Here is a 5,933-nt window from a genome sequence, read left to right on the forward strand (position 1 = left end):
GGATACCAGCGCGCGGCAATCCTTTGAAAAGCGAGCCTGCCGACTTTTATGAACGCGTGCATCAGATCCGCGAGCTGATCGGGCACAATCCGAATATGTTCGTGAGCGACATCGAGCACTGGGCAGGGCTGAGATACACTGTCGATGTTCTGGCAGAGCTGAGACGCCATCGCCCCAAGGCCCGTTTCGTCTGGCTGATGGGCGCCGATAGCCTGGAAAACTTTCATGACTGGCGAGACTGGAGGCAAATCGCCCGCACATTGCCGATCTGCGTCGTCTCCCGGCCCAACTCCAGCGTGGCAGCGCTTAACTCGCGTTTCGCAGGCACGTTTCAAAAGCACAGGCTGCCTGAACGCCAAGCCGCCTTGCTTCCGGACCGTCCAGCGCCCACCTGGGTTTATCTGAAGGCGCCATTCAATGCCACAAGTTCGACAGAACTGCGCATTGGTGCCCAAAAAAGCTAGAGCCTGCGCGCTCGGCATGGTAGTATTCACGAGTCGAATAGAAAGGAACCCAGACCCTGACTTCCACGAGTATGCAGCCCCTTAAGGCCGCGAAAGCTAGCGTTGACGATATTCGAGCCCTAGCCGAAACCGTCATCAACAGCCTTGAAGATGACAAGGCCGAAGACATCAAACAGATTGATCTTCAGGGCAAATCTTCGCTCGCAGACGTCATGGTCATCGCGTCGGGGCGTTCTGCCCGGCACGTCGCTTCCATTGCCGACCATCTCGCCCAGACCATCAAGGACGCCACGGGACGGCCCGTGAAAATCGAAGGTCTGCCAAATGCTGACTGGGTGCTGCTGGATATTGGCGACATCATCATCCACCTGTTCCGACCCGAAGTCCGCACCTTCTACAATCTCGAAAAGATCTGGGCAGACGGCAGCGCGCACGGCCACGCCTGAGGTCAGTCGCGCCCAGGCCTCAACATCCATGCGGATTACAATCGTCACGGTCGGAAAGCTAAAATCCGGCCCGGAACACGAGCTGGCCGAAGACTATCTGGACCGGTTCAGGAAAGCCGGGCGCAATCTCGGATATCGCAGCGCAGAATGTGTCGAAGTCGACAACGGCGGCGGTTTGGACGCAGAAGCCGAACGCCTGCTCGCGAAAATCCCTGCGGGCGCGCAGGCCATCCGGCTGGATGAGTTCGGCAAATCCTACAGATCGACGGCCTTTTCAGACATGCTGATCAAATTGCGCGATGAGGGCACACCAGACCTGTGCTTCCTGATTGGCGGCGCCGAAGGCTATGGCGATGCGGTGAAGGCAGCCGTCCCGCAGAGTATGGCCTTCGGGGTCCAGACCTGGCCGCACAGGCTCGTCCGGGCAATGCTGGCAGAGCAGCTCTACCGCGCCGCCAGCATCGAAGCCGGGCTTCCCTATCATAAAGCTTGAGAAGCCACTGGAAATTTCTCGCGGCGTACCGCGTCTTGTTTTCACCGATAGGGCTTGGGCATTTCTATTGGCTCCAGCCCCAGCTTGGAGCGCTCTGAATTTATGGCCGAGGCCAGCATTTCCTGGAGCGCGACATAGCGCGGCGTATCCCGCAGCGGCTCGAATACAGGGTTCATAATGAAGCCCATGCTGCGATGGCCATTCTCGAAGGCCTGTTCCAGCATCGCGACGGCGTCCTCCGGACGGCCCTCCATCATCAGCAGCACTGATTCCAGATCATCAATGTTGCCACCCTGCACGCCGTCCGCTCGAAGAGCGTCGATCAGGGTTCTGTAAGCAATGACCAACGAATCGGCATCGGGATGTCCTGCCGCCTGTAGCGGGGGGGGCGACTATGCCATAGGGAGGATAGTCGTAACCACTTTCAAAAGCATCCTTATCCCCCCAGGCTGTGTTGTAGAACCGGACCACTTCATCCCACTCACCCGTGAAATAGTGCGCGCTCACATAATCGCTTTGCACAAAAGGAAAATCGGGGCGTTCAGCCAGATGTTCTGTCACGCGGTCGATGGCCTCATCCTTGCGGCCAAGAAACCGAAGGGCCACAACTTCCATGTCTTCAATGCCCGAGGTCAGAACCTTGTCGAACTCGCCAAGGGACCCCAAGGAATCAAACATATAGCGCTTTGCTCGAGGATCAGCAGGCGCGCGTTCCAGAACTTTCTTGTTGAGCAGGTAGCTCTGCGCAAGCTCCCCACGGGCCATGTGCATCAATGACCGGAAGCCAAGAGGCCCAGTATTTTCGGGTGAGATAGCTTCCCAGCGACCGATTAGCGCTTCAACCCGGTCGAAGTCGCGAAGACGCATGAAATGTGCAGCGAGGTTTGTGTTGACATCATTCTGGGCAGGGTCATGCGCCAAGGCGATTTCCAGCTGCTCGACGGCTTCGTCTACACGCCCCTGCCTGTTCAGGAGATAGCCATAATCGTTTCGGGCGAGGGGAAAGTTCGGCTTTTCTTTCAGCGCCAGCTCATAATAGCGCTCGGCCTGAGCCCGGTCTTCGGCATCAAACGACATGGACAGCCATCCTGCCCGTGCAAAGAGGGCGTCTGCTGACGCCGGGTCGAGAGCCAGGGCATGCCCAGTCCAGTCTCCGGCACGCTCCAGCGCCTCCTCTATCGGTATGTCACCGGCTGCTCCATCGCCATCAGACATCATCAGCTCGTAATATCCCCGCCACGCCAGCGCGGGCACGAAGTCCGGGTCGATGGACAAAGCACTGTCCAACGCCTCGGTAGCAGCCTCATAACCGGCCATATCGCCAGCCGCGGCTTTCTGCTGTGCCAGCAGGTAGAGATCATAGCTCGAGATGTCGGTACGCGGCGCAGCTACCGTTTCGATCTCACCAAGCAATTGCGGTTTCAACGCTGTCAGGATGGCGTTTGCAATTTCGTCCTGAACGGCAAAAATATCGATCAGATCGCGGTCATAGGTGTCCGACCACAGATGAAAGCCATTGTCGGTGCGCACCAGCTGCGCCGTGACCCGTATCGTGTTGCCGGATTTACGGACTGAGCCTTCCAGCACATGCGCCACATCGAGCAGTTGACCAATTTCTCGCAAATCCTGGTTCTTACCCTTGAACGCGAAAGAAGATGTCCGTCCCGCGACGGCGAGGTCCGGTACCTGCGCCAGGACATTCAGCAGCTCTTCCGAGATACCGTCGGCGAAATATTCCTGGTCCTGCTGCGGACTCATGTCAGCGAAGGGCAATACAGCAATCGAGAATTCGCCGGCCTTGGCCAGTGTAGACGCCTTGGCCATCGAGTCTGAAGGCAGAAACCGGTCGCCAACAATCACGAGGACCAGCGCGGCGGCGGCAACGGCAATAACCAGATCAAGGCGCCTTCCGGTGCGCGAAGCGATGCTCTCTTCTTGTGACACGCGCGCTGTCGGCCGAATGCCATCAGGCGTCAGCTCGAATGACCAGGCAAAGATGACCGCGATTGGAAATCCTATGATGACGAGGATGGTGACGAAGGTATCAAACCAGGCCGGCAAAAGCAGCGTCGTCTCAAGAACGACAGCGAGCTGCATCAACAACCATCCGGTGATGGCGTAGATCGAGGCGACGCGGAAGACATTCCGGCGTTGAAGCTCACTAAAGACTTTTTGCACGTGACGTCCCCGATTCAATCACCCTGCGAAATCCTAGCACAAGGGATATGGGTTGTCTTCGCACATGCGAGCCCGACCATATGCCCGTTGATCGCGCCTTCTGACATGCGGTTGACTTGCGGCTGCACACGCCGCCATTGAAGAGCAGCACAGGCATAAGCAGTCGGAGGAAACAGATGGCGGACAAGGATTTGGCCGGACGCAAGGCGCTCGTCACGGGCTCTGCGACGGGGCTCGGGCGTTCGATCGCGCTGCGTTTGGCCGAGCGGGGCGCCGACCTGATCATCAACTGCACACGCAGCGTCGATGAAGGCGAGGACACTGTCGACGCCTGCAACAAGCTCGGCGCGCAGGCACAGCTGGTGACCGGCGACGTCTCCACCGAAGAGGGATGCGCCCGGCTGGCCGAAGCGGCCGGCGCCTGGGGCAAGCTCGACATCCTGGTCAACAATGCCGGTATAACCCGCCATGCACGTGATCATTCGGATCTCGATGCGCTCTCGCGTCAGGATTTTCTCGATACATATGCGGTCAATGTCGCCGGCCCCTTTCTGATGATGCAGGCCTGCCGTCAGCTGCTGGATGCCGCTCATAAGGAGAGCGGCCGGGCGTCCGCGGTTCTGAACGTCTCCTCGATCGCAGGGGTCACGGGAATCGGGTCTTCGGTTGCCTATGCCGCCACAAAAGGCGCGCTCAACACAATGACGCTTTCGCTGGCCCGGGCGCTGGCGCCTGCCATACGGGTCAACGCTGTTTGCCCCGGCTTTATCGGCACCCGCTGGTTCAAGGACAGGATGGATGAGGAACAGTACAACCGCATGGAAGAAGGCGTGGCAAAATCGGCGCCGCTGGGCGTTGCGAGCGGTCCGGATGACATTGCTGATTCTGCAGTATTTTTTCTCACCGATGCGTCGCGCCACGTGACTGGGGAAACGCTTCTCGTCGACGCTGGAACGCATCTGGGATTCGCCCCGCTCAGCGCACGCTAAGCCGAGAATCAGCACTTTTCGCAGGCTGATTTTGCGTCAGTTGCCCGAAAATCGTGCTGCTGCGCAAAAAATGACGCCTCCGTGGACAAGCTTGTAGATAAGCGCGCCCCCCGCATCCCACTCTTGCCCGGTGATGAGGATGCAAAGGAGGTTTTTTATGAGCAAATCATTCACGAAAGTAGCTGTTCTGGCCCTGGCGGCCAGCGTGGTTGCGACACCCGCCCTTGCAGAGGGTGAGTGGAGCGGCAATGTCACGCTGACCAGCGACTACGTATTCCGCGGCGTGACACAAACAGACGGCGCGCCCATGGTTCAGGGCGGCTTCGACTTCGCCTCCGATGAATTCTACATCGGAACATGGGCATCCGGCGTTGATTTCGGCGACGGCACGTCGACTGAAATCGATGTCTATGCAGGCTGGACCCCGACTGTCGGTGTGTTCGACCTCGATCTCGGCGCAATCTACTACTGGTATCCGGATGCCCCGGACGATCCATCCCAGAACTTTGTTGAAGTCTATGCAGGAGCCGGCACGACCCTCGGCGAGTTTGTTGATGTCGGCGCGTCCGTCGCCTACTCGCCGGACTTCTATCTCGAGACCGGCGATGCCTTCTACTGGTCAGCCAGTGCCGGCATTCCGCTCGGCGAGAGCTTCGGCCTGGATGCAAGCATCGGCTATTCCGACTTTCAGGATACTGGCGGCGATTACACAGACTATTCTGTGGGTCTGACAACGTCACTCGAAGGCTTTGACTTCGACTTCCGCTATATCGGCACCGACATTGACGGCAATGACGATACATTTGTGGTCTCGGTCAGCCGGGCTCTCTAGCCAAACATCTTGCATCTGACCGGTGTTGCCCTCCTGTTAACACCAGCCAGACCAGGGCCGCCGCTTCTTTCTAGGAGCGGCGGCCTTTCTTTTGCCGCCAAATCTCACAATATGAACAGCGAGGAGGCTGGACATGGCAGACGCTGCAAGCACACCTGTAGACGCGTTGATCCCGGCGATGACGCTGCTCGCCGCTGGTGGAGCAGCCGCACTGGTATCAAAAGCGCTGCGCCTGTCTCCGATTGTCGGCTATCTCGCCGTCGGCATATTGATCGGGCCCCACGCCTTTCGCCTGATCGAAGAGAGCCCGACAACGCACCTACTGGCAGAGCTCGGCGTTGTCTTTCTCCTGTTCGATATCGGCCTGCACGTCTCGCTGAGAGAACTGCGTGAGAGTGGCCGGGATCTTGTCGGTCTGGCGCCGTCCCATCTCATTCTGACAAGTTTTCCCTTTACGATTGCCCTGATGATGTTCGGCCTGGACTGGCCGGTCGCTCTGGCGCTCGGGCTTTCATTCGGACTGTCATCGAC

The 5,933-nt window shown here is 58.6% G+C and carries 8 protein-coding genes; 6 read left to right on the forward strand and 2 right to left on the reverse strand.

The genetic code is table 11. The annotated features are described in order from the left end of the window. The 3 genes from WA989_RS07720 to WA989_RS07730 all read left to right on the forward strand — a co-directional run. The coding region (locus WA989_RS07720; protein ID WP_424339923.1) for a nicotinate-nucleotide adenylyltransferase at window positions 1-464 on the forward strand (464 nt) is incomplete at its 5' end. A 71-nt stretch (window positions 465-535) separates the two neighbouring features. Then, window positions 536-910 carry a ribosome silencing factor gene (rsfS, locus tag WA989_RS07725; RefSeq protein WP_424339924.1) on the forward strand — a complete coding sequence of 125 codons (375 nt, stop codon included), beginning with the start codon at window positions 536-538 and terminating at the stop codon, window positions 908-910. Window positions 911-938: 28 nt separating this feature from the next. Beyond that, window positions 939-1,403 (forward strand): 23S rRNA (pseudouridine(1915)-N(3))-methyltransferase RlmH, encoded by a 465-nt coding sequence (locus tag WA989_RS07730; protein ID WP_424339925.1) that lies wholly within the window; start codon window positions 939-941, stop codon window positions 1,401-1,403. A gap of 41 nt (window positions 1,404-1,444) precedes the next feature. On the opposite strand, the gene WA989_RS07735 is transcribed toward WA989_RS07730, so the two are convergent. Both WA989_RS07735 and WA989_RS07740 read right to left on the reverse strand, forming a co-directional pair. Next, window positions 1,445-1,702, reverse strand: a complete 258-nt coding sequence (locus WA989_RS07735; RefSeq protein WP_424339926.1) for a hypothetical protein — start codon at window positions 1,700-1,702, stop codon at window positions 1,445-1,447. Further along, on the reverse strand, window positions 1,683-3,581 hold the full coding sequence (locus WA989_RS07740) for a tetratricopeptide repeat protein (protein ID WP_424339927.1): 1,899 nt from the start codon (window positions 3,579-3,581) through the stop codon (window positions 1,683-1,685). Before WA989_RS07740 ends, WA989_RS07735 begins: the two co-directional genes overlap by 20 nt. 176 nt (window positions 3,582-3,757) lie before the next feature. Between WA989_RS07740 and WA989_RS07745 the strand changes: the two genes are divergently transcribed. From WA989_RS07745 to WA989_RS07755, 3 genes are all read left to right on the forward strand, one after another. Next, a complete protein-coding gene (locus WA989_RS07745) occupies window positions 3,758-4,570 on the forward strand; it encodes an SDR family NAD(P)-dependent oxidoreductase (RefSeq protein ID WP_424339928.1) in 813 nt (270 codons plus the stop codon). A gap of 157 nt (window positions 4,571-4,727) precedes the next feature. After that, the gene (locus WA989_RS07750) at window positions 4,728-5,402 is read left to right on the forward strand and encodes a TorF family putative porin (protein ID WP_424339929.1); all 675 of its coding nucleotides are present in this window, start codon (window positions 4,728-4,730) and stop codon (window positions 5,400-5,402) included. Between the two features lie 133 nt (window positions 5,403-5,535). Beyond that, window positions 5,536-5,933, forward strand: a 398-nt coding sequence (locus WA989_RS07755) for a cation:proton antiporter (RefSeq protein ID WP_424339930.1), incomplete at its 3' end; no start/stop codon positions are given.

Origin of the sequence: Henriciella sp. (assembly GCF_049649345.1) — a bacterium.
Lineage (GTDB): Bacteria > Pseudomonadota > Alphaproteobacteria > Caulobacterales > Hyphomonadaceae > Henriciella.